This window comes from Streptomyces venetus (genome assembly GCF_039540295.1).
GTDB classification, from domain to species: Bacteria; Actinomycetota; Actinomycetes; order Streptomycetales; family Streptomycetaceae; genus Streptomyces; species Streptomyces venetus.
Genome location: NZ_BAABET010000004.1, coordinates 210677 through 237394, shown reverse-complemented (window position 1 = coordinate 237394; position 26718 = coordinate 210677). Strand labels below are relative to the sequence as shown.

The 26718-nt window shown below is 72.4% G+C and carries 26 protein-coding genes; 9 read left to right on the top strand and 17 right to left on the bottom strand.

The annotated features are described in order from the left end of the window. Positions 1–20: 20 nt before the first annotated feature. The 3 genes from rho to ABEA82_RS14840 form a co-directional block, all read right to left on the bottom strand. Positions 21–1163: a transcription termination factor Rho gene (rho, locus tag ABEA82_RS14850; protein WP_345661928.1), complete on the bottom strand. Its 1143-nt coding sequence runs from the start codon at positions 1161–1163 to the stop codon at positions 21–23. 251 nt (positions 1164–1414) lie between these two features. Continuing rightward, positions 1415–2242: a class I SAM-dependent methyltransferase gene (locus ABEA82_RS14845; RefSeq protein ID WP_345661927.1), complete on the bottom strand. Its 828-nt coding sequence runs from the start codon at positions 2240–2242 to the stop codon at positions 1415–1417. 69 nt (positions 2243–2311) lie between these two features. Next, positions 2312–2710 carry a nuclear transport factor 2 family protein gene (locus ABEA82_RS14840; RefSeq protein WP_345661926.1) on the bottom strand — a complete coding sequence of 133 codons (399 nt, stop codon included), beginning with the start codon at positions 2708–2710 and terminating at the stop codon, positions 2312–2314. A 166-nt stretch (positions 2711–2876) separates the two neighbouring features. On the opposite strand from ABEA82_RS14840, the gene ABEA82_RS14835 reads away from it, so the two are divergent. After that, positions 2877–3632: a methyltransferase domain-containing protein gene (locus ABEA82_RS14835; protein WP_345661925.1), complete on the top strand. Its 756-nt coding sequence runs from the start codon at positions 2877–2879 to the stop codon at positions 3630–3632. On the opposite strand, the gene ABEA82_RS14830 is transcribed toward ABEA82_RS14835, so the two are convergent. The 7 genes from ABEA82_RS14830 to ABEA82_RS14800 all read right to left on the bottom strand — a co-directional run bounded on the left by ABEA82_RS14830 (position 3599) and on the right by ABEA82_RS14800 (position 9532). Next, entirely contained in the window at positions 3599–4345 is a 747-nt protein-coding gene (locus tag ABEA82_RS14830; RefSeq protein ID WP_345661924.1) for a GntR family transcriptional regulator, read from the bottom strand. The genes ABEA82_RS14835 and ABEA82_RS14830 overlap by 34 nt on opposite strands. Before the next feature lie 130 nt (positions 4346–4475). Beyond that, positions 4476–5642, bottom strand: coding sequence for a serine hydrolase domain-containing protein (locus ABEA82_RS14825; RefSeq protein WP_345661923.1), 1167 nt, complete (start codon positions 5640–5642; stop codon positions 4476–4478). Positions 5643–5753: 111 nt separating this feature from the next. Then, on the bottom strand, positions 5754–6722 hold the full coding sequence (locus ABEA82_RS14820; protein WP_345661922.1) for an acetylxylan esterase: 969 nt from the start codon (positions 6720–6722) through the stop codon (positions 5754–5756). A gap of 148 nt (positions 6723–6870) precedes the next feature. Continuing rightward, positions 6871–7455, bottom strand: a complete 585-nt coding sequence (locus ABEA82_RS14815) for an Rv1733c family protein (RefSeq protein WP_345661921.1) — start codon at positions 7453–7455, stop codon at positions 6871–6873. A gap of 182 nt (positions 7456–7637) precedes the next feature. Continuing rightward, entirely contained in the window at positions 7638–8393 is a 756-nt protein-coding gene (locus ABEA82_RS14810; RefSeq protein ID WP_345661920.1) for a ferredoxin reductase, read from the bottom strand. Further along, the gene (locus tag ABEA82_RS14805) at positions 8386–8991 is read right to left on the bottom strand and encodes a sulfite oxidase-like oxidoreductase (RefSeq protein ID WP_345661919.1); all 606 of its coding nucleotides are present in this window, start codon (positions 8989–8991) and stop codon (positions 8386–8388) included. The genes ABEA82_RS14810 and ABEA82_RS14805 overlap by 8 nt, the downstream gene beginning before the upstream one ends. 103 nt (positions 8992–9094) lie before the next feature. Beyond that, on the bottom strand, positions 9095–9532 hold the full coding sequence (locus tag ABEA82_RS14800; RefSeq protein WP_345661918.1) for a MarR family winged helix-turn-helix transcriptional regulator: 438 nt from the start codon (positions 9530–9532) through the stop codon (positions 9095–9097). Between the two features lie 277 nt (positions 9533–9809). On the opposite strand from ABEA82_RS14800, the gene ABEA82_RS14795 reads away from it, so the two are divergent. Beyond that, on the top strand, positions 9810–10613 hold the full coding sequence (locus ABEA82_RS14795) for a putative protein N(5)-glutamine methyltransferase (protein WP_345661917.1): 804 nt from the start codon (positions 9810–9812) through the stop codon (positions 10611–10613). 12 nt (positions 10614–10625) lie between these two features. On the opposite strand, the gene ABEA82_RS14790 is transcribed toward ABEA82_RS14795, so the two are convergent. Then, the gene (locus ABEA82_RS14790) at positions 10626–12704 is read right to left on the bottom strand and encodes a SpoIIE family protein phosphatase (protein WP_345661916.1); all 2079 of its coding nucleotides are present in this window, start codon (positions 12702–12704) and stop codon (positions 10626–10628) included. Between the two features lie 241 nt (positions 12705–12945). Here ABEA82_RS14790 and ABEA82_RS14785 point away from each other — a divergent pair, with 241 nt between their 5' ends. Continuing rightward, complete coding sequence (locus ABEA82_RS14785; RefSeq protein WP_345661915.1) at positions 12946–13314, top strand: hypothetical protein; 369 nt, start codon at positions 12946–12948, stop codon at positions 13312–13314. 7 nt (positions 13315–13321) lie between these two features. Here the strand turns inward: ABEA82_RS14785 and ABEA82_RS14780 are convergent, their stop codons facing one another. Continuing rightward, positions 13322–14488, bottom strand: a complete 1167-nt coding sequence (locus tag ABEA82_RS14780) for a M20 family metallopeptidase (protein ID WP_345661914.1) — start codon at positions 14486–14488, stop codon at positions 13322–13324. A 97-nt stretch (positions 14489–14585) separates the two neighbouring features. Between ABEA82_RS14780 and ABEA82_RS14775 the strand changes: the two genes are divergently transcribed. Further along, positions 14586–16601, top strand: coding sequence for an oxidoreductase (locus tag ABEA82_RS14775; RefSeq protein WP_345661913.1), 2016 nt, complete (start codon positions 14586–14588; stop codon positions 16599–16601). A gap of 32 nt (positions 16602–16633) precedes the next feature. After that, positions 16634–17194: a PadR family transcriptional regulator gene (locus ABEA82_RS14770; protein WP_345661912.1), complete on the top strand. Its 561-nt coding sequence runs from the start codon at positions 16634–16636 to the stop codon at positions 17192–17194. A gap of 107 nt (positions 17195–17301) precedes the next feature. Here the strand turns inward: ABEA82_RS14770 and ABEA82_RS14765 are convergent, their stop codons facing one another. Together ABEA82_RS14765 and ABEA82_RS14760 are read right to left on the bottom strand one after the other, a co-directional pair. Further along, positions 17302–17847, bottom strand: a complete 546-nt coding sequence (locus tag ABEA82_RS14765; RefSeq protein WP_345661911.1) for a hypothetical protein — start codon at positions 17845–17847, stop codon at positions 17302–17304. Between the two features lie 183 nt (positions 17848–18030). Further along, positions 18031–19023: a fibronectin type III domain-containing protein gene (locus ABEA82_RS14760; protein WP_345661910.1), complete on the bottom strand. Its 993-nt coding sequence runs from the start codon at positions 19021–19023 to the stop codon at positions 18031–18033. 376 nt (positions 19024–19399) lie between these two features. On the opposite strand from ABEA82_RS14760, the gene ABEA82_RS14755 reads away from it, so the two are divergent. Beyond that, on the top strand, positions 19400–20170 hold the full coding sequence (locus ABEA82_RS14755) for a glycoside hydrolase family 75 protein (protein WP_345661909.1): 771 nt from the start codon (positions 19400–19402) through the stop codon (positions 20168–20170). A 230-nt stretch (positions 20171–20400) separates the two neighbouring features. On the opposite strand, the gene ABEA82_RS14750 is transcribed toward ABEA82_RS14755, so the two are convergent. Genes ABEA82_RS14750 through dhaK form a run of 3 tightly spaced genes read right to left on the bottom strand, consistent with a single transcriptional unit; the run spans position 20401 to position 22445 of the window. Further along, positions 20401–20811 (bottom strand): PTS-dependent dihydroxyacetone kinase phosphotransferase subunit DhaM, encoded by a 411-nt coding sequence (locus ABEA82_RS14750; RefSeq protein ID WP_345661908.1) that lies wholly within the window; start codon positions 20809–20811, stop codon positions 20401–20403. After that, on the bottom strand, positions 20804–21403 hold the full coding sequence (gene dhaL / locus ABEA82_RS14745; protein WP_345661907.1) for a dihydroxyacetone kinase subunit DhaL: 600 nt from the start codon (positions 21401–21403) through the stop codon (positions 20804–20806). Before dhaL ends, ABEA82_RS14750 begins: the two co-directional genes overlap by 8 nt. 49 nt (positions 21404–21452) lie before the next feature. Further along, on the bottom strand, positions 21453–22445 hold the full coding sequence (gene dhaK / locus ABEA82_RS14740) for a dihydroxyacetone kinase subunit DhaK (RefSeq protein WP_345661906.1): 993 nt from the start codon (positions 22443–22445) through the stop codon (positions 21453–21455). Between the two features lie 522 nt (positions 22446–22967). Here dhaK and ABEA82_RS14735 point away from each other — a divergent pair. The 3 genes from ABEA82_RS14735 (at position 22968) to ABEA82_RS14725 (ending at position 26680) form a co-directional block, all read left to right on the top strand. Beyond that, a complete protein-coding gene (locus ABEA82_RS14735; RefSeq protein WP_345661905.1) occupies positions 22968–24383 on the top strand; it encodes a family 2B encapsulin nanocompartment shell protein in 1416 nt (471 codons plus the stop codon). A gap of 80 nt (positions 24384–24463) precedes the next feature. Then, positions 24464–25789, top strand: a complete 1326-nt coding sequence (locus ABEA82_RS14730) for a 2-methylisoborneol synthase (protein WP_345661904.1) — start codon at positions 24464–24466, stop codon at positions 25787–25789. 15 nt (positions 25790–25804) lie between these two features. Beyond that, positions 25805–26680: a geranyl diphosphate 2-C-methyltransferase gene (locus ABEA82_RS14725; protein ID WP_345661903.1), complete on the top strand. Its 876-nt coding sequence runs from the start codon at positions 25805–25807 to the stop codon at positions 26678–26680. The last annotated feature ends 38 nt before the right edge of the window (positions 26681–26718 follow it).

Sequence of the window (26718 nt, the reverse complement as noted above, 5' to 3'; positions counted from 1 at the left end):
CCTGCTCGGCCGGTCGCGCCTCAGTCCGAGGGCAGCGTCGGCTGGATGCGCCGTAGGAACGTCGCGTTGTCCGGGGTGTCGCGCATGCGCTCCAGCAGGGTCTCCAGGGCACCCTGGCCGTCCCGGTTCTGGAGCACGCGGCGCAGGCCGTGTACGGCCGCCAACTCGGCCGGGGGGAGCAGGATTTCCTCGCGCCGGGTGCCGGATGTGGCGATGTCGACCGCCGGGAACACGCGACGGGACGCCGGCTCGCGGCTCAGGCGGAGCTCCATGTTGCCGGTGCTCTTGAGCTCCTCGAAGTAGAAGTCGTCGGCCCGGGAACCGGTCTCCACCAGCGCGGTCGCGAGGATCGTGAGGGAACCGCCCTCCTCGGCCGACCGGGCGGCGCCGAAGAACCGCTTGGGGCCGCTCAGCGCGGACGCGTCGACGCCGCCGCTGAGGATGCGGCCGCCGGGACCGGCCGCGTTGTTGTGCGCCCGGCACAGCCGGGTCAGCGAGTCGAGGAGGAGGACGACGTCCTCACCGGCCTCGACCAGCCGCTTGGCCCGCTCGATCACGAGTTCGGCCAGCGCGATGTGCTGCTTGGCGCTGCGGTCGAAGGTCGAGGCGTACACCTCGCCCCGCACCCCCCGCCGCATGTCCGTGACCTCCTCGGGACGCTCGTCGAGCAGCAGCACCATCAGCCGGCACTCGGGGTGCCGGCCGGCGACGGCGGCGGCGAGCTGCTGGAGGAGGACGGTCTTGCCGGTCTTGGGCGGGGCCACGAGGAGCCCGCGCTGGCCCTTGCCGACCGGCGCGATCAGGTCGACGACCCGCCCGGCGAGTCCGGCGGCGGGGTGCTCGAGACGGAGGCGCTCGTGCGGATGCAACGGCGTCAGGTCCCGGAAGTGACGCCGGCCGCGCAGTTCCTCGGGCGTACGGCCGTCGACCCGTACGACGTCGGTCAGACCGTGGCGGTCGCCGCGCAGCCCCTCGACGAGGTCGCCCTTGCGCAGGCCGTACCGGCGGGTCAGGGCGGGGGAGACCGCGAGGTCGGCGGGCGAGGGCAGGCAGTTCACGCCGCGCAGATGCCCCTTCCCGGACGCGTCGATGTCGAGGACGCCGGTGGCGGTGCGGGTCGTGGGCTGCTGCTGGGCGAGTGGGTTTTCGAGTGTGGTGGTCATGGTGGTGGGTGTCCTTTCACGGACGGCAGGCATGAGACATGCGAAGGGAAGGGGGGAGTGAGCCGCGAAGGGAGGGCCTGAGGCACGACTCCGTGCGGCGGGGAACAGCACCTCGGCTACGACGAGATACGTCGTGGTGCTGGAGATGAAAGAGAGATTCGGAGAACCGGCACCGGCGCCCGGAAAGAGGGGGCGTGCACGAGTGCTGTTCGCAATGTACCACCGAACGCGGCGGATGCGCGCCGGTTACCTCAACGAGTGGCCAGCAGCCCGTACAGCAGCGGGATCCGCGGCTCGGGCAGCTGCCACCAGCCGGATTCCGTGCGCACCATCTGCGGCCAGCGCGGCCAGGGAAGTTCGTCGCCCTCCCGCAGTCGGCGCACGGCGAGTCCCGCTTCCGTCAACGCGGTGACGACTTCGCCCATTCCGTGCATCCACTCGTAACTGTCCGTGGCGCCCTCGACGGCCGGGCCGTCGGTGTAGGTGTGGGTCCCGTCGCGGTGCACCGGACCGGCGCCGCCCAGGTAGTCGTGGCGCAGCAGCAGCTCGGGGCCCTCGCCCGGCGCGGGCTTCGGGCCGAGCGAGTTCAGCAGGGGGTGGAACTCGACGACGTACAACCGGCCGCCCGGACGCAGGAGCCTGCCGACGGTCTCCGCCCAGCGGTCCAGGTCCGGCAGGTAGCACAGGGCGCCCTTGCCGGTGTAGACGACGTCGAACCGCCGTCCGTCCAGGGCCTCGACGGCGTCGTACACGTTGGCCCGCACATACGTCACGTCCGCGCCGGCCCGGGCGGCGATGTCCTGCGCGGCCGCCACGGACGCCTCGGAGATGTCGAGGCCGACGGCCCGGGCCCCGCGGCGCGCGAAGGCGATCGTCTCCGTGCCGAGATGGCACTGGAGGTGCAGCACGTCACGGCCGGTGAGCTCGCCGAGGTCCTCCCACTCCCACGGGGCGAACCACCGCTCCGGGTCGAGGTCCTGGTCGAGGCCGTAGAACCGGCTGGCGAGATGGACGGGCGTGCGGGCGTCCCAGTTCGCCTGGTTGGCCCGCATCAGCCGGTCGTGCTCGGCGGACGTCATGGGGACATCCAACCGCGAACGGGCCGCGAACGGCGGAAGAACGCGGAAAAGGAGCCCGGGACGTGTCGCTCACACCGAGCGTGTCCGCGCCTCCTCGGCGATCCGCTCGAACTGCTCACCCATGGCCGCCGCGAGTGCCTGCGCCCCCGACAACGGACGCACCATCACGGTGAATTCGTCGATGAGCCCGTCCTCGCCGACGTGGATGAAGTCGCACCCGCTGATCTCCCGGTCGCCGACCCGGGCGGTGAAGACCAGGGCGTGGTCACGGCCGTGCACGTCGTTGATCTCGCGTACGTAGCGGAAGTCCTTGAAGACACCGGAGACGGCACGCAGGATGGCCGCCGTGATCGCCTTTCCGGTGTACGGCTTGAACACGACCGGGCTGGTGAACACCACGTCCGGCGCCAGCAGCGCCTCGGCGGCGTCGAGGTCGAGCGCCTCGATCGCCTCTCGGAATGCACGCATCGAACTCCGCCTTAGTCAACTAATTGAGTAGATGCGGAGTAGATTAGTCAACCGCTACTACCGTGTCCACACGTCTCTGAGGAACGCCGTCCTGGCCGCCCTCCAGGAGGGCGAGGCCTCCGCGCACTGACGGTCCTGGAACAGCGGGCTCCTCTAGGCTGAGCAGGTGTTCAGCCCCGAAGGCCCCAGTCTGCGCGAGCTGGCCGTCCAGGCGCTCTCGTCCGTCGAGCGCGGCTACGACCTCCTCGCGCCGAAGTTCGACCACACGCCCTTCCGGACGCCCGAAGCGGTCCTGGACGCCGTCGGGTCGGCGCTGCGGCGGGCAGGGCCCTTCGACGCCGGCCTCGACCTGTGCTGCGGCACCGGCGCGGGCATCGGTGTCCTGGCGGGGGTGTGCCGGGAGCGGGTCACCGGGGTCGACTTCAGCGCGGGCATGCTCGATGTCGCACGACAGCGGGTCCGGCCGGACGGTCCGCCGGTCTCCTGGGTGCGTGCGGACGCCCGCGCGCTGCCCTTCGCGCCCGTCTTCGACCTGGTGGTGAGCTTCGGGGCGTTCGGCCATTTCCTGCCCCGCGAACTGCCCGGACTGTTCGCCCAGGTCCGTTCCGTGCTGCGGCCGGGCGGCAGCTTCGCCTTTCCGCTGGTGGCCCCGCCCCGCCCGGCCTCGCCCGGCTACTGGATGCTGCTCGGCTTCGACATGGTGATGCGGGTGCGCAACGCGCTGTGGCGGCCCGCGTTCGTCATGTACTACCGCGCCTTCCGCCTCGGGGACGTGCGGCGTGAACTCGCCCTGGCCGGCTTCGAGGTGGAGTTCCAGGCGCTCCCGGAGTTCGGGCGGCGACGGGACGGCAGCCCCCGGGTGCGGCTCGTCGTGGCCCGGCTGCCGGGTCAGCCGGCCCGGCCCGGCAGCGTGAACTCGTAGATCAGCGCGTCCTGCCGGGCGTCCACGACCAGGTCGGTGATCTCCAGCGGGCGCGCGTACTGGTCGTGCACCCGCCGGGTGACGCGCACCGACGGCGTGCTGGCGAGGCGGGTGATGGCATCGCGGTGGTGCAGCGTCAGTCCGGCCCGGCGCATCCAGTCGTACGCCCTGCGAAGCTGCGCCGCGGCGGTGCCGTCGGCGCGGTCCCGGTAACGGCCCAGCTCCTCGACCTCCGCGAGCGCCACGGCGGAGAACGACGTCACGGCCGTACGCAGACCCCGTCCGTCGGCGGTCGCGTACCGGTAGCGGTGGACCAGGGTGGGGCGGCCCGGGGTGAGTCCCAGCGCCTCGGCGTGGTCCGGCGGGGGCGGCTCCCAGGTGACGGTGGCGCGGGCGACCGTGCCCGGGGTCGCGGCCCGGGCGCCGACCGGGAAGGCGAGCGAGGCCGGGGTCTCGACCGGCGCTCCGGGCAGGGTGGCGTGGCTGCCGCGCCGGTCGGTGGCGACGAGGCCGTCGCGGCGCAGCAGCTCCAGTGCCTGCCGCACGGTCTCCCGGCTGACCCCGAAGTGCCCGGCCAGCCGCCGTTCCCCCGGCAGCCGTTCGCCGGGTGGGATGGTTCCGTCGCGCAGTTCGCCGAGCAACTCCGTCGCGATCCGCCGGTACAGGGGCTCTCCTCGGGTCGGCGGGTGGTCGTGCGGGGTGGTGCGGGCCATGCCGCGCCTCCTGTTGGTGACGTCCGGTAGTCGTGCGGGTTCGGTGCGCCACCAGGTCTAGCATTGGTCTAAACCAGCAGGGAAGGGCGGCCGGGCGGTTCGGCCGAAACCGGCCCGCCCGCGCCGGCCGTCACCGTGCCCTGTAGAGGGCCTCGACCAGCGCCGTCTTACGAGGGTCGTCCGCGATATGAGGCCCCATACGGTTCATCACGTACCCCATCGACACCTCCGCCTCCGGGTCGGCGAGTCCGCAGGAGCCGCCGTAGCCGTCATGACCGAAAGCGCGCGGGTTGGGTCCGTAGGAGCCGCTGGGTCCGCTGAGCCACAGTCCGAGCCCCGCCTCCGTCTCGCGGTCGAGCCCGGCGCCGAGCACCAGATCCCGGCAGCTGCCCTGCCCCTCGCGCACCCGCTCGGCCGCGTCGGCGGACAGCACGCGCCGGCCCCCGTACGAGCCGCGCCCGGCGAAGACGCCGTACAGTTCGGCGACCGCTCGCGCGGTGCCGTGCCCGTTCGCCGCGGGGATCTCGGCGGCCCGCCACCCGGGAGTGCCGGCGCCGGCGGCGGAGACCGGAGGGTTGGTCAGCGCGGCCACCGCCGCGGGCGCCAACTGCGCGAATGCGGCGGCTTGTTCGCTGCTTCCCGCGGGCGGCGGACCGACAAGTTCGGCCGCCCGCCCGGATTCCTTCTCCGGCAGGCCGATGGTGAAGTCGATCCCGAGCGGCCCGGTCACCTCCCGCTCCAGGAAGGCTCCCGGCGTCAGCCCCGACACCCGTCGTACCACCTCGCCCACCAGGTGCCCGTAGGTCAGCGCGTGATAGCCGGACCGGGTGCCCGGCTCCCACCAGGGCTGCGTCGCCGCGAGCCGCTTGGTGGTCAGCTCCCAGTCGCAGAGCTGCTCCAGCGTGTGCGGTTCACGCAGCCCGGCCAGGCCGGCGCGGTGCGACAGCAGATGCCGCACGAGGACCTTCTCCTTGCCCGCCGCGGCGAACTCGGGCCAGTACACGGACACCGGAGCGTCGAGGTCCACGAGCCCCCGGTCGGCGAGGATGTGCGCGCACAGCGCCACCGGCCCTTTGGTCGTCGACCACACGTTGACCACGGTGTCCCGCTCCCACGCACGGGTGCGCGCCGCGTCCGACCAGCCGCCCCACAGATCCACGACCGTCCTGCCGCCGACGGTGACGGCCACCGCCGCGCCCAGCTCGCCGCGCTCCCGGAAGTTCTCCTCGAACGCCTCGCGTACCGCCGTGAACCGCGCGTCGCAGTGACCGCGCACCTGTGCCTGGTTCTCGGACATGGACCCTCCCGCCGACCGTCCCCGGTCCGGGCCGCCGAGGAGCGGCCCGGGCCCGAAGAACGTACCGACTGGTCGGACCGGGCGGAAGCCCGCGGTCCGGGAACGGCCGGATCAGATGTACGAGCGCATCCAGCGCAGCTGGGCCGCCTCCTGGAAGGGGCCGCCGCCCTCGTGGTCGTTGAAGTCGTACACCTCGACCGTCTTGTCCTCGTGGCCCCAGGCGTTGAACGCCGCGAACACGGTCGAGGGCGGGCAGGTCTGGTCCTCGAGCGCGGCCGAGAAGAGCGCCGGGGACTGTCCGCGGGTGGCGAAGTGCACGGCGTCGAAGTAGGAGAGCGTGCGCAGCACCTCCTCGGTGCGGCCGCGGTGCGTCTTGAGGTACGAGCCGATCTCCCGGTACGGCTGGCGGTCCGTGAGCGTCGCCGCGCGGGGGAAGTCGCACAGGAACGGCACGTCCGGCGCGATGCCCGCCAGGTCCGGGACCAGGCCGCCCACCGCGATGGTGATGCCGCCGCCCTGACTCGCCCCCACGGCCACCGTGCGCGCCGAGTCCGTGCGGGGGTGCGAACGGGCCGCCTCCACAGCGCGCACGGCGTCCGTGAACACCCGGCGGTAGTAGTAGTTCTCCGGCGCGTCGATACCGCGCGTCATGAAGCCCGGGTAGGCGGGTGCGCCGCCCACCGGATCCGCCGTGCCGCCGCCCGCGCCCCAGGCGCTGCCCTGCCCGCGGGTGTCCATCACGAAGTGCGCCCGGCCGGTCGACGCCCACAGCAGGTGCTGGTGCGGCAGTCCGCGTCCTCCGCCGTAACCGATGAACTCCACGACCAGCGGCAGCGGGCCGTCCACCCCCGTCGGCAGCGTCAGCCAGCCCTTGACCGGATGACCGCCGAACCCGGCGAACGTCACGTCGAAGACCTGCACGGTCGACAGTCCCGTGTCGACCGGTTCGAAGCGGGCGTCCAGATCGTGCTCACGCGCCTCCTGGAGCGTCTTGGACCAGAACGCGTCGAAGTCCTCTGGCTCGGTGGACGCGCTGCGGTACTCGCGGAGTTCGTCGAGAGGAAGATCGAACAGGGCCATGCAGGACCGCCTTCGGTGAGGAAGAGCTGCGGGGAGGGACAGTGCGGACGATCACATTACGTGGGCGGTCCGAGGCCTCGCCAGGCCTTTACCGCGGGCCCCCGCCGGTGCGTACCCCGGTCGTCCCTGACCCGGCGGCACCCGTGTGTCAGGCGCGGCGGTGCGTCCACTGAGGTTCCGTACGCGCCCAAGCCCGTTCCCATTCGGCCAGCCGTCGGCGCAGAGCCACCCTGCGTACGACGTTTTGGATCAGGAGCACCGCGAGCACCGCACCGCCCGTGGCACAGGTGCCGATGGTCAGGGTGTGCTGCCAGACGCCCGTTCCGTCCACCGGCGGGGTCACGCTCCGCCCCTGCGAGTCGAACCAGACGTGCACGACCTCACCCGGCCGGGTACCGGCGGGGACCCGAGCCGTCGCGGTGCGCGTGCCCTCGCCCGGCTCCGTCCAGCGCACGGTCGCCCGGAACGCCTGCTGCCCGCCGGCCTGCACCGACGGCAGGGCGTCGCCCTTCCTGCCGACCACCTCGGCACGGACGCGATGACGCTCCGCGCGCTGCTCCATCGAGACCGAGCGCGCCTCGCCATGGGCCCACCAGGCGGCGGCCGCCCCCGCCAGAGGCGCACCCACGAGTATCAGGACCGCGACGACCAGCACCGTCCATGCCTCGACGACATCGGACCGGCGTCGCAACGGACTGCGCCGCCACCGCCAGCCGCGCACCCGGGTTCGCATCTCGACCTCCTCGCCGCTACCGCGCCGGCGCACCCATCAACGGCTCGGCGCGACCCGGGCCGCCGCGAGCCGTAGCCCTCCGGCTGGGGTGCCCGGGCCGACCGTGGCGAAACACCGGGCCCCCGCCCCTGTGGCGAGCCACACGTCAGGTTCGCCGGCCTGGGGGAGAGGGCGTCGCGAGGTCAGCCGAACCGCTCGATACGGATGCGGTCCACGGGCTGACCGGCGGCGACCAGCAGCCGGGAGGCGTGCTCGGCAAAGGAGTTGGAGCCGCACACATAGGCCTCCCACCCAAGGCGCGGCCGCTCAGCCAGGAGCGGCACCACATGTGCGGCCGCCATACGTCCGACCCGCACACCCTCCGGCGCGCTCCGCGTGAACACGGGCGTCGTCTCCGCGCCGAACTCCCCGGCGTAGATGAGCTCCTCGGGACTGCGCGCGGACACCAGCAGCCGCAGCGGCACCGTCAGATTCCGTGCCCGGTGGTGCCGGACCATGGACATCAGCGGCACGACGCCGGAACCGGCGCCGATCAGCAGCGCGGGCCGGTCGCCCGGCCAGGCGAAGAAGCCGCTCACCGGGCCCCGCACCTCGACCTGGTCGCCGGGCCGGGCCACCGTGTGGAACCAGCCCGAGACCTCGCCGCCCTCGATGTGATCCAGGGTCAGCTCGACATACCCGGAGTCGTCCGGCGCGGACGCGATCGAGTAGTGGCGCTGCGCCACATAGCCGTCCTCGGCGGTCAGCCGCACCATCAGGTGCTGGCCGGGCAGATGACCGGGCCAGCCGGGCACGGCGAACCGGAAGGTGGCGGCCCTCGGGGTCTCGCGGCGGATCTCGGCCAGCGTGGCGGTCTGCCACACGGCGGCGGACTGCTCGCTCACGGCGATGCGCCCGGGCACGGCGAATCGCGTGGGAGGAACGAAGGTGTCAGTCACCCGAGTACCTCTGCTCGTCCCAGGGGTTGCCCCGCTCGTGGTAGCCGTTCCGCTCCCAGAAACCCGGCTCCTCGTGGTCGAGGATCCGCAGGCCCGCTATCCACTTGGCGCTCTTCCAGAAGTACAGGTGCGGCACCACCAGCCGCGCGGGGCCGCCGTGCTCCGGGGCCAGGGGCCTGCCGTCGTACTCCCACGCGATCCAGGCACGCCCACCGGTCAGGTCGGCGAGCGGGAGGTTCGCGGTGTAGCCGGTGTGCGCATAGGCGACGGCATGGGTCGCCGACCCATGGGGCCGGACCACATCCAGGAAGGCGTCCAGCGACACCCCCGCGAACCGCACCCCGAACTTCGACCAGCCCGTCACACAGTGGATCGCGCCCTGGTACGCCGACGCCGGCAGCCGGTGCGCCTCGTCCCAGTCCCAGGTACGGGGCTCGGCCACCAGACCGTCGACGCGGAACGTCCAGTCGCCGGGCGCCAGGTCGGGAGTGACCTCGGCGGACAGCACGGGCCAGTCGTCGCCCGCGTCGTACTGACCGGGCGGCAGACCGGGGTCGTCGACGCGTGGGCGCCCGGTGAAGCCTCGGGTGATGTGCATGTGGTGGTGCCTCCGGACCGGCCCGACGGTGCCCCGCCGGGCCGGCGTGATCGGTAATTGCGTATTCAACCGTACGGGTCGAGCCGCCGTGCTCGCGCCGCCTTCAGCCGGGCGGGCCGGAACCGGCTCCCGTGTTGTAGCGCACGAGGTAGTCGGCGAAGCGCGACAGATCCTCGGCGGGCCAGTCGGCCAGCCGCTCCTCGAACGCGGCCCGGCGCCTGTCCGTGACCTGGGCCAGGATGCGCCGGCCGGCCTCGGTCAGATGCAGTACCAGGACCCGCTGGTCCGCCGTGTCGGGGCGGCGTTCGATGAGGCCGGTGCGCTCCAGCGAGGCCACCTGGCGGCTGACGGTCGACTTGTCCAGGGCGTAGTGCGCGGCCAGATCGGTGGCACGGCACCCGCCGCTCTCCTCCAGATGCCCCAGCAGGGTGTACGAGACCAGCGACAGCTCCGGGTGCATCCGCCCGGCCGCGGCCCGGGCGCGGCGGGCGAACACCGTCATCTCCCGCTGGACGGTCTCCACGGCGTCGGCTGCGTGCACCGGACCTCCCTCACCACAAGCCTGCTCAGGCCTCCATGGTTGCATAACCCAACCACCTGCCGTCGGGCTGTCGGCCTGCCGTGCCGTACCGGCCGACCAGGCCGTCGGGTAGTGTTGCCGTCCGGCTGGGGACGGACCCGGCCGTCGCAGGCCGAGGAGGTGAGACCCATTACCGCTGTGTCAGCCCGGGTGCTCTCCTCCTCCCGATGTCGCGCGGATCGCCGGCCGTAGGCGACCGCCGGAGCGCCCTTCGGTCCTCGAAAGGCTCCTGGCTCCCATGCAGTCCGTTTCTCCCGTGCCGCCGTCCGCGCCGTCGCCCCGTGCCGACATCGTCGCGGCCCTGCGCACCGCGGGGTGCGTCTTCGCCGAGGACGAGGCCGAGTTGATCCTCGCCACCGCCCGCACCCCGGCCGAGACCACCGCCATGGTCGAGCGCCGCGTCGCCGGCCTGCCCCTCGAACTCGTCGTCGGCTGGGCCGAGTTCCGGGGACTGCGCGTCACCGTCGCCCCGGGCGTCTTCGTGCCGCGCCGCCGCACCGAGTTCCTGGTGGAACAGGCCCTCGCCCGGGCGCCCCGCGCCACCGTCGTCCTGGACCTGTGCTGCGGCTCGGGCGCCGTCGGCGCGGCGCTGGCGTCCGCACTGGGGCGCGTCGAGCTGCACGCCGCCGACATCGACCCGGCCGCCGTGCGCTGCGCTCGCGCCAATGTCGCCGCGGTCGGCGGTCACGTCCACCAGGGCGACCTGTTCGACGCGCTGCCCGGCGCGTTGCGGGGCCGTGTCGACATCCTCGCGGCCAACGTGCCGTACGTCCCGAGCGACGAGATCGGGCTGCTGCCGCTGGAGGCCCGTGACCACGAGCCGCTGGTCGCCCTCGACGGCGGCACGGACGGCCTCGACGTCCTGCGCCGGGTCGCCGCCGAGGCGCACCGCTGGCTCGCCCCCGGCGGCTGTGTCCTGGTGGAGACGAGCCGAGGGCAGGCACCGGCCGCCCTCGCCGCCTTCGAAGGCAGCGGCCTGACGACTCACCTGGCCGTCTCGGAGGAGCTGTACGCCCACGTGGTGATCGGCGTCAGGCCGTAACAGCGCCCCGGTTCAGTCCGGTGCCGTCGCCCGCGCGATGAGCAGGGCCACGTCGTCGAAGTTGTCCGGCTCGTGCAGGGTGCGCAGCAGCAGGTCGCAGACCTCCTCCAGCGGACGGTCGGGTCCGTCGAGCAGGGAGAGCAGGGTCTGGAGCCGATCGTCGAGCGGGTCGCGGCGGGTCTCGACGAGACCGTCGGTGTAGAACACCAGCCGGTCGCCGGGTTCGAGGTCGACGGTCGTCGTGGCGAAGGCGACCCCGCCCACACCGAGCGGCACTCCGGTCGGCAGGTCGAGCAGCTCCGGAGGCCGCCCGGCCCGGACCCGCACCGGCGGCAGATGCCCGGCGTTGGCGATGCGGCACTGCCGCAGGCGCGGATCGTGAACGGCGTAGGCGCAGGTGGCGATGGCCTCTTCCAGCCCTGCCGTGATCTTGTCGAGGTGCTCCAGGAGCAGAGCCGGATCCAGGTCGAGGGAGGCCAGCGTGTTGGTCGCCGTACGCAGCCGGCCCATGGTCGCGGCCGCCGGAATGCCGCTGCCCATCACGTCGCCCACGACGAGAGCCGTCTTGCCGCCGTCCAGCTCGATCACGTCGAACCAGTCGCCGCCGACCTCGCTCGTGGCCCCGGCCGGCTGGTAGCGGGAGGCGACCTCCAGCCCGCCCGTCATGGGCGGATGACTGGGCAGCAGGCTGCGCTGCAGGGTGAGCGCGGTGTCCCGGGCGCTCTGGTACCAGCGGGCGTTGTCGATCTGCACCGCGGCCCGGGCGGCCAGCTCGCGCGCCAGCAGCAGGTCGTCCTCGCTGAACGGCAGCGGGTTGCGGGTGCGCTTGAGGTCCAGGGCGCCCAGCACCTCACCGCGCGCGATCAGCGGCACCGCCAGATAGGAGTGCACCCCCGCCCGGCCGAGCAGCTCGGCCGCCTCCGGGGACCGGGCGATGCGCGGCAGGTCCTCGTCCTTGACCTGCGGCAGCATCACCGGACTGGCCGTGCGTACGCACTGGGTGACCAGCCGGTCGGGTGCGTACCGGGCCACGTGCCCGGGCTGGTCGGCCGCCTCCAGTGCCTCGGCGGAGTCGTACCCCTGGACCGCCAGCGCCCGGATCACCGCCGACTCGGCCGGACCGAGGCTGGTGCGACGGCCCTGCACCACCGCGTCCAGCAGATCGACGGCCGCGATGTCGGCGAGCTCCGGCACGGCCACCTCGGCGAGCTCGTGGGCCGTGTGATCCAGGTCCAGCGTGGTGCCGATCCGCCCCGAGGCGTCGGCGATCAGTGCCAGCCGGCGACGGGCCGCCTCGGCCTCGATGCCCGCCCGGTACTGCTCGGTGACGTCGACGATCGAGACAGCCACGCCGAGCACGGTCCCGAAGGCGTTCTCCAGCCGGTACAGCGAGATCGACCAGGCGTGGTCCTGGTCCGGGTCCGCCGGGGTGCGGCCGATGGTGGACTGGTCGACGACCGGCCGGCCCGTGTCCAGGACCCGGCGCGCCGCGGTCTCCAGGGCGTCGACGTCCATCCGCGGCACCACCTCGCGGACCGTCCGGCCCAGGTGCTCCTCGGCGGGCACGCCGTTGATCTGCTCCAGGGCCGCGTTGACCGAGACGTACCGCAGCTCGGTGTCCAGCACGGCCAGCCCGATCGGGGACTGCGCGATCATCCGCGTGGACAGCGCCACGTCGCGCTCCAGCCGGTGCACGGTCGACTGGTCGGCGCACAGCCCCAGCGCGTAGACCTCCCCCTGGTCGTCCAGCAGCCGCATGTTGCGGAACTCCACGAGCCGCGTGGTGCCGTCCTTGCGCCGGATGGGGAAGGCCCCGGCCCAGCTCTGTCCGGTGCCCATGACGTCGGCGAACAGCTTGACCACGAGATCGACGTGCTGGTCGTGGACCATGATCCGGGCGGCGTACTGCCCCAGCGCCTCATGCGCCTGGTAGCCGAACAGCTCCTCGGCCTGCGGACTCCACAGCACGATGCGGCCCTCGGCGTCCAGGACCACCGAGGCCACGCGCAGGACGTCGAGCAGCCCGCTCGGGCGCGCCGACCCGCGCGCCGGTTCGTCGCCCTCGGCCACGGGAGACCCGGCTGCACTCATCCCACGCTCCGCCTTCGCCGATCCTCGCGGCACGCCGTCATGGTGCCGACACCCCATGTTCTACCGCGCGGAGCCGAAATACCGAGGCCCCTTCCGTCACCTACCACCATCCCCCAACACGGAGCCGCCCGCTCCGTAAACCCGTCGTCACCGCAGGGCCGTCGGCGGTAGTGCTCGGCGGAAGGTGGTGCTTTGCTGGGGGAGGGGCGGATACGAGGTGGCCGTGAGAGGAGCGATCACCATGGACCTTGAGCAACCGCACCCCCACTCCGTCTCGGTGGAGATCAGCGGGTGCAGCAAGCACGACGCCCGGATCGTGTTCGACACGCTGTGCGCCTGCTTCGAGTCCGACCGGTGCGCCGACGACGTCCCCGAGGAACTGCACGAGACCCGCCCGACCGTATGGCTCGGCACCTTCGACGTGGCCGACGAGCACGAGGGCGGCCGGCCGGCCCGGCTGGCGTCGTCCGTCGACGCCGACCTGCACGGCGGGTACTGGGCGATCGAGCACTTCCGGATGCGGCTGGACTCGCTCTTCGCCGTACGGGACCTGAGCGCCGTCTCCGGCGACCAGGAGACGGAACTGCACCTGCGCCTCGAGAGCCGGTGACCGCCCCTCACACCCCCAGCAGGCCGAGCACGGCGCGCCGGTAGACGGCGTGCACCACGGGCAGATCCGCGAGGCGGACGCGCTCGTCCACACCGTGCAGTCCCTCGTGGGACAGACCGAAGCCGGCCGTGGCCGGGATGCCTTCGGCCGCCAGCAGGTTGCCGATGTTCGACGGACCCGCCGTCTTCGCCCGCACCCGCAGCCCCTCGCCGGCCGCGGCGCCCAGGAGCGCGGCGGCCGGCTGCTCGTCCGCGGCCAGCCGGTACGGAGGCCAGGCCGCCACCGGGGTGACCCGCGTCGGCCGCGGGGCGGGCAGCAGCGCGTCCAGCTCGGCCACGGCCGCCCGGACCAGGCCCTCGGCGGCTCGGGTGTCGAAGTCCGGCGTGGTGCGGATGTCGACGCCGACCTCGCACAGGTCCGGGACGACGGAGAAGCCCTCACCGCCGTGACAGGAGGTCACCGTCAGCTTCGGTGGCAGCGGGAAGTCCCCGCCGGTTGCGGGCAGGGGGGCCTCGTCGAGCAGACGGACGAGCTGTGCCGCCCGCGACACCGCGCCGACCGTCGTCCGGCGCGACCCGGAGTGTCCTGACGCCGCGTGCACGGCGACCCTGGCCCGCCACAGACCGCGACCGCCGACCACGACCTCCTCCAGCCCCGGGTAGCCGATCATCACACCGGCCGGGCGGGCCGCGTCCGGATCGTCGAGATACGCCCGGGCGCCGCCGAAGCCGCCCGTGTGCTCGTCGGCGTCCAGCAGCACCGCGAGCCCGCCGCGCACCTCATCGGCCCGGCCGTGCAGCTCGGCCGCGAGGTGGCAGAACAGGGCCGCGGCGAGCTTCGAGTCGGCCGCGCCCCTGCCGCGCAGCCAGCCGTCGACCACGTCCCCGGCGTCGGGCGGGAAGGACCAGGCCGCCTCGTCGCCGTAGGGCGCGGTGTCGACGCAGGCGTCCAGCGCCCACCAGGGCCCGGGCCGGCCGCCCTCGATCTCCACCAGCAGCGCGACCGGGCGGCGTGTGCCGTCGTGGAGGCGGCGGTACGGCAGCCCCCGGGCGGTGAGCCAATCCTCCAGGACGGCCAGGACGGGCTCGTGGTCGTCGACACCGGCCCGGCTCGGGCGACGGATCAGCTCACCGGCGAGATCCACCACGCGGGAGAGGCCAAGGTCCCTGGTCATGGACCTACTGTGCCCTCCATCACCTTGTGCAACTAGTTGCATAAACCGGCGGCGGTCCTCTACAACTACAGACACGACACCGCGCACGGAGGGCCCGATGAGCCGTTACCCGCACCTGCTGACCCCCCTCGACCTGGGTTTCACCACCCTGCCCAACCGGGTCCTCATGGGCTCCATGCACGTCGGTCTTGAGGAGGCCGAGGGCGGTTTCGAGCGCATGGCCGCCTTCTACGCCGCCCGCGCCCGCGGGGGAGTGGGCCTGATCGTCACCGGCGGTATCGCACCCAACGACGAGGGGCGCCCCTACGAGGGCGGGGCGAAGCTCACCACGGAGGCCGAGGCCCAGCAGCACCGCGTCATCACCGACGCCGTGCACCGCGAGGGCGGCCGGATCGCGATGCAGATCCTGCACTTCGGCCGGTACGCCTACCACCGGGACCTGGTCGCGCCCAGCCCGCTCCAGGCGCCGATCAGCCCCTTCCCGCCCCGCGAGCTCACCGACGCCGACATCGAGCGGACGATCGACGACTACGCCCGCACCGCCCGCCTCGCCCGCGAGGCGGGATACGACGGAGTCGAGATCATGGGCTCCGAGGGCTACCTCATCAACGAGTTCATCGCCCGGCAGACCAACGAGCGCACCGACCGCTGGGGCGGCTCGTACGAGAACCGCGTGCGCTTCCCCCTCGAGATCGTGCGCCGGGTCCGCGAGGCCGTCGGCGAGGACTTCATCGTCATCTACCGGCTGTCCATGCTCGACCTCGTCCCCGGCGGCTCGACGCTGGACGAGGTGATCACTCTCGCCAAGGCCGTCGAGGAGGCCGGGGCGACCATCATCAACACCGGCATCGGCTGGCACGAGGCCCGCATCCCCACCATCGCGACCTCCGTGCCGCGCGGCGCGTACACCTGGGTGACCAAGCGGCTCATGGGCGAGGTGTCCGTGCCGCTCGTCACCACCAACCGCATCAACACCCCCGAAGTCGCCGAGGAACTGCTCGCCGAGGGCGCCGCCGACATGGTGTCGATGGCTCGCCCCATGCTCGCCGACCCCGACTTCGTCACCAAGGCCGCCGCCGGCCGGCCCGAGGCGATCAACACCTGCATCGGCTGCAACCAGGCCTGCCTCGACCACACCTTCAGCGGCCTGATCACCTCCTGCCTGGTCAACCCGCGCGCCTGCCACGAGACGGAACTCGTGCTCTCCCCGACGCGCCTGCGCAAGCGCGTCGCGGTCGTCGGCGCCGGACCGGCGGGCCTCGCGTGCGCGGTGTCCGCCGCCGAGCGCGGACACGACGTGACGCTGTTCGACGCCGCCGGAGAGATCGGCGGCCAGCTCAACGTCGCCCGTCAGGTCCCCGGCAAGCAGGAGTTCGACGAGACGCTCCGCTACTTCCGCACCCAACTCGACTGGCACGGCGTGGACGTACGCCTGAACACGTCCGTCACGGCCGCGGACGTCGACGACTACGACGAGGTCGTCGTCGCCACCGGCGTCACCCCGCGCACCCCCGACATCCCCGGCGTCGACCACCCGAGCGTCGTCGGCTACCTCGACGTCCTGCGCGGCGGCGCCTCCGTCGGCGACCGGGTCGCGATCCTCGGCGCGGGCGGCATCGGCTTCGACGTCGCCGAGTACCTCACCGACACCGGCGACAAGGCCCACGAGGACCCGGCGACGTACTTCCGCCAGTGGGGCGTCGACATGGACTACAACGGCCCCGGCGGCCTCGCCGCCCCCGAGCGGCCCGCCCCGCCGCGCACCGTCCACCTGCTCCAGCGCAAGACCTCCAAGGTCGGCGCCGGCCTCGGCAAGACCACCGGCTGGATCCACCGCACCGAGCTCAAGCACCGAGGCGTCACCATGGTCCCGGGTGTGCGCTACGACCGGATCGACGACGCCGGACTCCACATCACGGTCGACGGCGAGAGCACGGTGCTGGAGGTCGACACGATCGTGCTGTGCACCGGCCAGGAGCCGCGGCGCGGCCTGTACGAGGACCTGGTCGCCGCCGGGCGCAGCACGCACCTCATCGGCGGTGCCGACGTGGCCGCGGAACTCGACGCCAAGCGCGCCATCAAGCAGGGCACCGAGCTCGCGGCGGCCCTGTAGGGGGCCTGAGGTCCGTCCCTAGGATGGCTGGCATGTCACTCCCGCACGCGATCCTCGTCGCCCTCCTGGAGAAGCCGTCGTCCGGACTGGAGCTGACCCGCCGGTTCGACCGGTCGATCGGCTACTTCTGGTCCGCGACGCACCAGCAGATCTATCGCGAGCTGGGAAAACTGGAGACCGACGGCCTGATCCGGGCCCTGCCGGCACAAGCGCCGGCCCGCGGGCAGAAGAAGAGCTACGAGGTCCTGCCGGCGGGCCGCGCCGAGCTGGCCCGCTGGACCGCCGCCTCGCAGGACCCCAAGCCGCACCGGGACGCGCTGCTGCTGCGGCTGAGGGCGGCGGCCGTGGTCGGCACGGCGGGCCTGGAAGCGGATCTGCGACGCCATCTGGAGCTGCACGAGCGGCAGCTGGCGGAGTACCAGGAGATCGAGAAGCGGGACTTCCCGCCCGGGCGGGACGGAACCGAGGACCGGCTGCGGCACCTCGTGCTCCAGGCCGGCATCGACCTGGAGACGTTCTGGACCCAGTGGCTCAGGCGCGCCCTGGCGGACTTCGCCGAACTTCCGGACGGAGACCCGCCCCGCACGGCCTGACCACGACGCACTCCTTCGGCGGCGGCCCGGTCCGCCGGTGACCACGACGTGACGGCGGCCCGCCCGACCGGAGCGCTTCGGGAGGGCGGGCCGACGTCCGTACCGGGTCAGAGCCGGTACGGCTTGTTGCGCCGGCGCAGGTACCAGGCCGTCCCGAGGAGGCCCGCCCCGACCAGCGTGCCGCCCGCCACCAGCGTGACCGTGCCGTAGTCCGTCGCGGAACCGCCGACCCCGCCCATGACACCGCGCGACGGCGAGGCGGAGGCCGTGGGGGACGCGGACCTCGAGGGAGTGGGAGCGGGGGAGACGACGACGGACTGGGTGCCCGCGGTGGTGCCGTCCGAGCAGATGACGATGACCGTGTACGTTCCAGGGGAGACGTTCGACCAGGCGGCGGACTGGCTGGTGGACGTCCCCGAGAGGGTCACCTGGCGCCCTTGGGCGAAGCTGCCCTGGCTGCTGGTGAGGAGCGAGGCGGTGCCCCAGCTGCCGTTGACCTGGGTGCAGGAGCTGGTGGTGACCGACACCGTCGAACCCGTGGTGCTGACGGAGATGCCGGGGCCGGCGGCGGCGGGCACGGCGGCCAGGGCGAGAGGCAGCGCGGCGGCTGCCACGGTCAGGCCGGAGCGGAGAACTGGCGAAGTCTTGCGCATGTTGACTGCCCTCCGGCGGCACGGTCGGCGGTACATCCCTTGCGCCGCCGAGGGTCGGGAACGCCCGTGCTGCCTCGCAGTCAGCCAAGGCGCCCCCGGGCCGGGCCGCACGCCGGGCGCCCCCGTGCAGGTGACGGGTTCCTTCGGCCGGCCGATGCGGGGCGGGCCCCTGCGGCCGGGGTGTCACCTCCGCGCGCCGGTCGTCACGGTCCGCTCCGCCGAGAAGCCGCCCCATGTGCCGTCCGGCAGCATCGCCCGGATCCGGACCCGACGTGTGACGCCGGAGACCTGCCCCGCGTAGAAGCTGTACGTGGCGTGGTCGCGCGGGGCGCTCCCGCCGTAGACGAGGGACGTGGCCGGGTGGCCGTCCAGGTGGATCTGGTACTCGGCGATCTCGCCGTCGAGGCGGGGCGGCACCCAGCTCAGGTCGATGTAGTAGGCACGGTCCTCGCGGTGGCTCGTCGCCCGGAAGCCGGTGGGGGCCGTGGCGCGCCCGTCGTCCGTACCCGGAGTGGTGACCCGGACGGCGGTACTGGCGGGGGAGACGTTGCCGGCCGCGTCCCTGGCCCGGACGGTGAACGCGTAGGACGTGCCGGGCCGCAGCCCCGTGACCACAGTGGCCGTCTGGCCCCCGCCCACGCTGTGGATCTTCGTGCCGCCCTGATGGATGTCGTACGACACCACGTCCCGGTCGTCCGTCGACGCGGACCAGGACAGCTGGACCGCCCGGCTGCCGGCGGCGCGGCCGGCAGCCGCCGGCGGACGGCTGGGCGCGGAGCGGTCGTCCGCGACGGCCGCCGGTGTCCTCGCGCGCACCCCGCGGCTGAGCGGTCCGAGCCGCCCGTCGGCGGCCCGCGCCCGCACGCTGAAGACGTACACCGTGGCAGGCCGGAGCCTGGTGACATCCACCATGTGCTGCGAACCTGGCACTTCTTCGACCTTCCTGGTGCCGCGATACACCTCGAAGACCTCGGCCCGCTCGGTCGCGTTCCACATGACATGCACGCTCGTCGCGCTGCCCGCCGCGGCGGTGACGCCCGTCGGCGCCCCGGGCACCCCACCGCCGTCCTCCGCGTCCGCACCGGTCCAGCCGCAGGAGGCGACCAGCACGAGGACCCCGCAGAGCGCGGCGAACCGGAGGAGAGCGGCGGTAACGGGAACGAGGACGCGTCGCACGGCACTGCCTCCCCGGCGGCAACTCGGGAATGGTCCGGACCAATATGACGCGGCTGATGCGCTCACATCAAGAGGCGAGCGTCACCCACCGCAGCTCGTGACCACCCGGAAGAGTTACGTATGCTGAAGTCCTCCGGCCGAACTCCTGGCGGACAGCGAGGGGTTCGAGCCTGTCGCGCGGACCGCTGTCGTCGCAGATCCCGCGTCGGCACTGGTGGCCGGGGGCCTGGGTCCTCACGCGGACTCAGACCCCCGGCCCCTGCCAGGGGTTGGGGCCTTTGCGCCGTCCGGTCCTCCCATGGTGGCTCGGTGATCACACCCCGGGAACAGATGGGCCTGATTGCCCGTCAGGTTTCCGAGGAGAGGACCCCGCATCGTGCATGCCCAGTCGCTCACACTGGCCGTGGCCGGCGCCGCCCTGCTGGCCCCGACGACGCTTCCCGCCGGAACGCACCGGGACCGCCCCCAGCCGCATGCCCGGCGAGTGGAGTGGCGGGAGGACCCCGTCCGCGCCGCCGACCTGCTGGCCGCGGTCCGGGACTGCGCCTCCGTCTCCCGCGGCCGGTACCGCAGCGACAACGGCGCACCAGCGAAGATCCCGATCTGCGGCACTGAAGACGCCGTGTTCTGGAAGGCCGACATGGACATCGACTGCGACGGCCGCCCCGGCTCCCGCTGCAACCGGCGCACGGACCCGCACTTCTCCGCCAGTACGTCCTACGCGCAGTCGGACGGCCGCCCGCTGAACGCCGAGCGGCTCCCCTTCATCGTCGTGCCCGCCCCGAGCCGCATCTGGGACTATCGCGACCACGGTGTGGGCGGCGGTTCGGTCGTGGCCGTCGTGTACCGCGACCGCGTGCGGTACGCGGTCGTCGGCGACACGGGTCCGCGGAACATCATCGGAGAGGCGTCCTACGCGACCGCCAAGGCACTGGGCATCCGCCCCGACCCGCACGGCGGTGGCGCACGGTCCGGCGTCACCTACATCGTCTTCAAGCACGCCCGCGTGTCACCCATCGAGGACCGCGCGGCAGCGGTGGCCACCGGGGAGCGGCTGGCGCGCGAGTTCGTCGACCGCCCTGATGGGGTGACGGGGCGTCAGCGGTACGCCGGATACCCGGGGCTGACACCCGAGGCCCGGGAGTGACGCCTGGAGACCGGGAACGACACTCAGGGTTCGGGGCGCCCGGCGTTCGGGGCGGGCCCAGGGGGTGTCACGGCGGGTGTCACGCCGGCACCGGCGTACGGCCCGGTGCCCCTCGCCCGGCCGCGAGACCGCGAGCCGCGACACCGGGGCGCGGCCCGGGAGCCGAGCCGCGCCCGGCGTCGAGAGGCGCTGCCGGGGCACACCGCTCCCCGGTGTGCCCAGGTCCGGCCTCACACCTTCCGGTACGTGTACGCCTCCGTGGCGGCCGACTCCACCGCCGCCAGGTCGGCCCCGGTGGCCGCCGTGACGACCGCGGCCACGGCCCCCTCCACGAACGGCGCGTCCACCAGGCGCGTCTGCTCCGGGAGTTCGTCGCCCTCCGCGAGCAGTGCCTTCACGGTCAGCACCGCGCTGCCCAGGTCGGTGAGGACGGCGACGCCGGCACCGCGATCGACGGCCGCGGCCGCCGCGGAGATCAGTTCGGCGCTGGTGCCGAGCCCGCCGCTCTCGGTACCGCCCGCCGCGGCGACGGGCACCGCCGACCCGCCTCCCGCGAGCCCCTTGGACAGCTCGGCGACCGACGAGGCCACCTCCGCGCTGTGCGACACCAGCACGATTCCCACGAGCCGCTCGTCACTCACCGGAGGCCTCCACGAGTCCCGCCACGAGCAGCGCCGCCGACGTGGCTCCCGGGTCCTGATGGCCGATGCTGCGCTCACCGAGGTAGCTCGCCCGGCCCTTGCGCGCCTGCAGTGGCGTCGTCGCCACGGCGCCCTCCTCCGCGGCGGTCCGCGCCGCCTCGAACGAGTCGCCGAGCACGTCCACCGCGGGCACCAGCGCGTCGATCATGGTCTTGTCGCCCGGTGCCGCACCGCCGAGGGTCATGACCGCGTCCACCCCGGCCCGCAGCGCCTCGGCCAGCTGCTCCGCACTCACCTCGGCGGCATCGCCGAGCGCCTTGCCGGTACGGCGCAGCAGCGTCCCGTACAGCGGCCCGGAGGCGCCGCCGACCGTCGAGATGAGCTGGCGGCCGGCCAGTGTCAGGACCCCTCCGGGCGTGCCGGGGGGGTCCTTCTCCAGCGCGGCGGTCACGGCGGTGAAGCCGCGCTGGAGATTGGTGCCGTGGTCGGCGTCCCCGATGGGGGAGTCGAGGGCGGTGAGCCGTTCCGCCTCGCGGTTCACGGACGCGGCGGTCACCGTCATCCAACGGCGGAAGAAAGCGGCGTCGAGCACTGGATCTCCTTGCCTGGTAGGTATGTGCTGATCGTCTACCCCTTCCGCGTCACATGCCCCAGCGCAGCCCCGGCGCCTTCACCGGCGCGTCCCACAGGCGCAGCAGCTCCTCGTCGGCCTGGCACAGGGTGACGGAGGCGCCCGCCATGTCCAGGGAGGTGACGTAGTTGCCCACCAGGACCCGGGCCACGGGAACGCCGCGTGCCTCCAGCACCCGGTGCACCTCGGCGTTGAAGCCGTACAGCTCGAGCAGGGGCGTCGCGCCCATGCCGTTGACGAGGACCAGGACGGGGTTGCTCGGCTGCAGGTCCTCCACCACCGCCTCGACGGCGACCTCGGCGATCTCGCCGGACGTCATCATGGCCCGCCGCTCCCGGCCGGGCTCGCCGTGGATGCCGATACCCAACTCCAGCTCGCCGGAGGGCAGATCGAAGGTGGGGCTGCCCTTGGCCGGAGTGCTGCATGCGCTCAGTGCGATACCGAAGCTGCGGGAGTTCTCGTTGACCTGCCGGGCGACGGCCTCCACGCGCTCCAGCGGCTGGCCCTCGTCGGCGGCCGCGCCCGCGATCTTCTCCACGAACAGGGTGGCGCCGGTGCCGCGCCGACCGGCCGTGTAGAGGCTGTCGGTCACCGCGACATCATCGTTGACCAGCACCTTCGCGACCCGGATGCCCTCGTCCTCGGCCAGCTCGGCGGCCATGTCGAAGTTGAGCACGTCGCCGGTGTAGTTCTTCACGATGAACAGCACCCCGGCGCCGCTGTCCACGGCGGCGGCCGCACGCAGTATCTGATCGGGCACGGGGGAGGTGAACACCTCTCCGGGACAGGCCGCCGACAGCATGCCGGGACCCACGAAACCCCCGTGCAGCGGCTCGTGCCCCGAGCCTCCGCCCGAGACCAGCCCCACCTTTCCGGCCACGGGAGCGTCCCGCCGTACGATCACCCGGTTCTCCACGTCCACGGTCAGCTCCGGGTGGGCAGCCGCCATACCGCGCAACGCGTCCGCTACCACGGTCTCCGGGACGTTGATCAGCATCTTCATGGGTGTCTCCTAGGGGGCTTGGCAGGCGAGCTTGTGGCCTGCGCTTTCACTGGTCAGGGCATATATCTGTCATTTTCGATCTTGGTGGTGAGTGGTAGTCGGCGGGTTGTGTGCCCATCGGTGGGAGTTCCCTATCTGAAGTATCGACCTTGCGGATGCGAAGGTCACGTGGGCGGCGCTGGGGGAGGGCTATCGGCACGCTGCTCCCGGATGCAGGGTCGTAAACCACCGAGGGGGAGCCACATCAGGTGTCCCCCGTGAGCGCCGGCGGACTCCGAGGCCGGCATCCCTCCGGCGAGGACGGGCGGATGACGCGTAACGGACTGATAAACCGCATTCAACTGATTGTCACCGCTTCGAGGTAAGCATCTCGTCTCCCCGGCGGATCCGGCCCACTCAGCGGCTACCTTTCCGCAGGTGGACGGATCCTCGTGATCCTTCCCGCTCGTTGTCCGCTCCCTGTCTCCCGGTCGGCGCACCCGCGCGCGCCGGACGTCCCGTCGTGCAAGGAGAAGCTCCTCGATGACCGTCGACAGCATCCCGGAAGCAGAGACCACACCCGACGCGCCACAGCAGTCCCTGAGTACCGCCGCCGCCCGCAACCTCGCCACCACCACCAAGTCCGTCCCGCAGATGCAGGAGATCACCTCCCGCTGGCTGCTGCGGATGCTGCCCTGGGTCGAGGCCAAGGGCGGTGCCTACCGGGTCAACCGGCGCTTGCGCCACACCGTCGGCGACGGACGGATCGAGTTCGTCCAGGAGGGCGCCACGGTCCGGGTGATCCCCCGGGAACTCGGGGAACTGGCCCTGCTGCGCGGATTCGAGGACACGGACGTCCTCACCGCCCTCGCCGGCCGTTGTACGCAGCGCGACTTCGCGGCGGGCGACGTCCTCGTCGAGCGCGGAAGCCCGGCGGACCGGATCCATCTGATCGCCCACGGCCGCGTCAGGCAGACCTCCACGGGCAAGTACGGCGCAGAGGTCGCCATCTCGACGCTCGCGGACGGCGAGCACTTCGGTGAGCAGGCCCTGCTGGACTCCGGCGCCCGACACGACTGCACGGTCACCGCCGAGACCGCCGGCATCCTCCTCACCCTCTCCCACGACGACTTCGCGGCCGTCCGGGCCTGCACACCCCACCTTCAGGCCCATGTCGACGAGTTCTGCTCCCGCAAGCGGCAGCGTCAGAACAAGCACGGAGAGGCCGAGATCGCCCTGTCGGCCGGCCATGTCGGCGAGGCCGAACTGCCGGGCACTTTCGTCGACTACGAGCTGGAGCCGCGCGAGTACGAGCTCTCCGTCGCGCAGACCGTGCTGCGGATCCACACCCGGGTCGCCGACCTCTACAACGATCCGATGAACCAGAGCGAGCAACAACTCCGGCTCACCATCGAGGCCTTGCGCGAGCGGCAGGAACACGAGCTGATCAACAACCGGGAGTTCGGCCTGCTGCACAACGCCGACTTCAAGCAGCGCATCCAGCCCCGTTCCGGCCCGCCCACCCCGGACGACATGGACGATCTGCTCTGCCGCCGCCGCGGCACCAAACTGTTCCTCGCCCACCCCAGGACGATCGCCGCCATCGGACGTGGCTTCAACGCCTGTGGCCTCTACCCCGACCACGTCGACCTCGGCGGGCAATCCGTCCCCGCCTGGCGCGGGGTCCCCATCCTGCCCTGCAACAAGATCCCGATCAGCAAGGAACAGACCAGCTCGATCATCGCGATGCGCACCGGCGAGAAGAACCAGGGCGTCATCGGCCTGCGCCAGACCGGACTGCTGGACGAGTACGAAGAGGGTCTCTCCGTGCGCTTCATGGGCATCAACGAACAGGCGATCATCTCCTACCTCGTCAGCACCTACTACTCCGCCGCGGTGCTCCTGCCCGACGCCCTCGGCGTGATGGAGAACGTGCAGATCGCCCCCAGGCCGCACTGAAGCCCTGATCCGTCTCACAGGCCCACGTCCGTCGCCCTCCCGCAAGGAACGCCCACTCCCACCGCAGCAAGGAGCTGCCGATGCCCGACTCCGGGCCCCTCGGATCATCCCTCCCGGAGCGGCGGCCGACGCCGCCCGCAGCCGTGCCGGACGCCCTCACGCCCACGGTTTCCGACCTTTCGGTCACGCCGACCGCCCTGCACTTTCTGGCCGCACTGCATCCGCCGGTCACGATCCCCGACCCGCCACCGCCCCCGACAGGGGCCTCCGCCGTACGGAACACGCCTGACACTGACACCGACGCAGCCGACTCCGTCCTCCAGCGGATCCTCCGGGGACCGACCGGACCGGGCACGGCCTCGCTCTCCCTGGCGGGCAGGCACAGACCCCCGCCCCCGGATCCGGTGCCCGCGGCCCAGCCCGCCGCGGGGCGAGCCGTCCCCGGCCTCTACTACCACCCTGTTCCGGAGCCCGACCCCGTACGCGTCGAGGAGGTGAGCCGCCGGATCAAGCGCTGGGCCGAGGACGAGGTCCAGCTCTATCCCGAGGAGTGGGAGGGGCAGTTCGACGGTCTTTCCGTCGGCCGTTACATGGTCGCCTGCCATCCCGACGCCCCGACGGTCGACCACCTGATGCTCGCCACGCGGCTGATGGTCGCGGAGAACGCGGTGGACGACTGCTACTGCGAGGACCACGGCGGGTCACCCGTCGGTCTCGGCGGGCGCCTCCTGCTCGCGCACACCGCGCTCGACCACGTCCACACCACCGCGGAGTACGCGCCGGCGTGGCAGGAGTCGCTCACGTCGGACGCCCCGCGCCGGGCGTACCGCAGTGCGATGGACTACTTCGTCCGCGCGGCCACGGACTCCCAGGCCGACCGCTACCGGCACGACATGGCCCGGCTGCACATGGGCTACCTCGCCGAGGCCGCCTGGGCGGAGACCGGTCACGTACCGGAGGTGTGGGAGTACCTGGCGATGCGCCAGTTCAACAACTTCCGCCCCTGCCCCACGATCACCGACACCGTCGGCGGCTACGAACTCCCCGCGGACCTGCACGCCCGGCCGGACATGCAGCGGGTCATCGCCCTCGCCGGCAACGCGACCACCATCGTCAACGACCTCTACTCGTACACCAAGGAACTCGACAGCCCGGGCCGCCATCTGAACCTGCCGGTGGTGATCGCGGAACGCGAGCAGCTCAGCGAGCGCGACGCCTATCTCAAGGCCGTCGAGGTCCACAACGAACTCCAGCACGCCTTCGAGGCCGCCGCGGCCGATCTCGCGGAGGCCTGCCCCCTGCCCACCGTGCTGCGGTTCCTCAGGGGCGTGGCCGCCTGGGTCGACGGCAACCACGACTGGCACCGCACCAACACCTACCGCTACACCCTGCCCGACTTCTGGTAAGGAACGGACATCTCTGTGACCGCTGAAACGACCTTCACCGCCTCCGCGAAGATCCCGGCCCCCGCGACGCCGTACCAAGGGGACATCGCCCGCTACTGGAACAACGAGGCACGGCCGGTCAACCTCCGCCTCGGTGACGTGGACGGTCTCTATCACCACCACTACGGCATCGGCGCCGTGGACCACGCCGCGCTCGGCGACCCCGCCCACAGCGAGTACGAGAAGAAGCTCATCGCGGAGCTGCACCGGCTGGAGTCGGCACAGGCTGAGTTCCTCCTGGACCACCTCGGTCCCGTAGGCGCCGACGACACCCTCGTCGACGCCGGCTGCGGGCGCGGCGGATCCATGGTCATGGCCCACCGCCGCTTCGGCTGCAGGGTCGAGGGCGTCACCCTGTCCGCCGCCCAGGCCGACTTCGGCAACCGGCGGGCGCGGGAACTGCGGATCGAGGACCACGTCCGCTCCCGTGTGTGCAACATGCTCGACACACCGTTCGACAAGGGCAGCATCGCCGCCTCGTGGAACAACGAGTCGACCATGTACGTCGACCTTCACGACCTGTTCGCCGAGCACTCCCGCTTCCTGAAGGTGGGCGGCAGGTACGTGACGATCACCGGCTGCTGGAATCCCCGCTACGGCCAGCCGTCGAAGTGGGTCTCCCAGATCAACGCCCACTTCGAGTGCAACATCCACTCCCGCCGCGAATATGTGCGTGCCATGGCCGACAACCGGCTCGTGCCACAGGCCATCGTCGACCTCACCCCCGAGACTCTGCCCTACTGGGAGCTGCGGGCCACTTCCTCGCTGGTCACCGGTATCGAGGAGGCGTTCATCGAGTCCTATCGGGACGGGTCCTTCCAGTACGTCCTGATCGCGGCGGACCGCGTATGACCCCGGCCTCGCGCGGCCGGGGCCCTCACCGGCAGCCC

What these genes read in the sequence shown, in the direction of transcription:
- dhaK (WP_345661906.1), bottom strand. Translation starts at nt 22,445, where the DNA reads ATGAAGATGCTGATCAACGTCCCGGAGACCGTGGTAGCGGACGCGTTG.
- ABEA82_RS14825 (WP_345661923.1), bottom strand. Translation starts at nt 5,642, where the DNA reads ATGTCCGAGAACCAGGCACAGGTGCGCGGTCACTGCGACGCGCGGTTC.
- ABEA82_RS14730 (WP_345661904.1), top strand. Translation starts at nt 24,464, where the DNA reads ATGCCCGACTCCGGGCCCCTCGGATCATCCCTCCCGGAGCGGCGGCCG.
- ABEA82_RS14845 (WP_345661927.1), bottom strand. Translation starts at nt 2,242, where the DNA reads ATGACGTCCGCCGAGCACGACCGGCTGATGCGGGCCAACCAGGCGAAC.
- ABEA82_RS14795 (WP_345661917.1), top strand. Translation starts at nt 9,810, where the DNA reads ATGCAGTCCGTTTCTCCCGTGCCGCCGTCCGCGCCGTCGCCCCGTGCC.
- ABEA82_RS14770 (WP_345661912.1), top strand. Translation starts at nt 16,634, where the DNA reads ATGTCACTCCCGCACGCGATCCTCGTCGCCCTCCTGGAGAAGCCGTCG.
- ABEA82_RS14735 (WP_345661905.1), top strand. Translation starts at nt 22,968, where the DNA reads ATGACCGTCGACAGCATCCCGGAAGCAGAGACCACACCCGACGCGCCA.
- ABEA82_RS14775 (WP_345661913.1), top strand. Translation starts at nt 14,586, where the DNA reads ATGAGCCGTTACCCGCACCTGCTGACCCCCCTCGACCTGGGTTTCACC.
- rho (WP_345661928.1), bottom strand. Translation starts at nt 1,163, where the DNA reads ATGACCACCACACTCGAAAACCCACTCGCCCAGCAGCAGCCCACGACC.
- ABEA82_RS14790 (WP_345661916.1), bottom strand. Translation starts at nt 12,704, where the DNA reads ATGAGTGCAGCCGGGTCTCCCGTGGCCGAGGGCGACGAACCGGCGCGC.
- ABEA82_RS14830 (WP_345661924.1), bottom strand. Translation starts at nt 4,345, where the DNA reads ATGGCCCGCACCACCCCGCACGACCACCCGCCGACCCGAGGAGAGCCC.
- ABEA82_RS14780 (WP_345661914.1), bottom strand. Translation starts at nt 14,488, where the DNA reads ATGACCAGGGACCTTGGCCTCTCCCGCGTGGTGGATCTCGCCGGTGAG.
- ABEA82_RS14805 (WP_345661919.1), bottom strand. Translation starts at nt 8,991, where the DNA reads ATGCACATCACCCGAGGCTTCACCGGGCGCCCACGCGTCGACGACCCC.
- ABEA82_RS14820 (WP_345661922.1), bottom strand. Translation starts at nt 6,722, where the DNA reads ATGGCCCTGTTCGATCTTCCTCTCGACGAACTCCGCGAGTACCGCAGC.
- ABEA82_RS14840 (WP_345661926.1), bottom strand. Translation starts at nt 2,710, where the DNA reads ATGCGTGCATTCCGAGAGGCGATCGAGGCGCTCGACCTCGACGCCGCC.
- ABEA82_RS14815 (WP_345661921.1), bottom strand. Translation starts at nt 7,455, where the DNA reads ATGCGAACCCGGGTGCGCGGCTGGCGGTGGCGGCGCAGTCCGTTGCGA.
- ABEA82_RS14785 (WP_345661915.1), top strand. Translation starts at nt 12,946, where the DNA reads ATGGACCTTGAGCAACCGCACCCCCACTCCGTCTCGGTGGAGATCAGC.
- ABEA82_RS14765 (WP_345661911.1), bottom strand. Translation starts at nt 17,847, where the DNA reads ATGCGCAAGACTTCGCCAGTTCTCCGCTCCGGCCTGACCGTGGCAGCC.